Consider the following 311-nt stretch of genomic DNA (forward strand, 5'->3'; position numbering starts at 1 on the left):
GGCATGCTGCACGACCTCGCCATGGCCGTCGTCCAGCCCTATGGCGTGTTGTGGTTCATCTACATGCTGGCGGTGTTCGGCATCGTCATTCGCGTGCTGCGCGAGCTTCGCGTGCCGCACTGGGCCGTCATCCCGACCGCCGCCGCGCTGCAGATGTGGGCACCGCACCCGGATAGCTATGCGCTCGAGCACTTCGCGGCCTGTTTCGTCGTCTTCTATCTCGGCTTCGTGATGGCGCCGCTGGTGTTCCGGCTTGGCGCGCGGACACAGGACCGTCCCGCCCTGACCGTCGCGGGGCTGCTCGCCTGGGC

1 pseudogene is annotated in these 311 nt (G+C 67.8%); it reads left to right on the forward strand.

Going from position 1 to position 311, the window contains the following annotated elements:
* Nucleotides 1-311 (forward strand): annotated as a pseudogene (locus tag EN859_RS36750) (acyltransferase); the annotation flags it as partial.

Source organism: Mesorhizobium sp. M00.F.Ca.ET.216.01.1.1, assembly GCF_004010325.2.
Classification (GTDB): domain Bacteria; phylum Pseudomonadota; class Alphaproteobacteria; order Rhizobiales; family Rhizobiaceae; genus Mesorhizobium.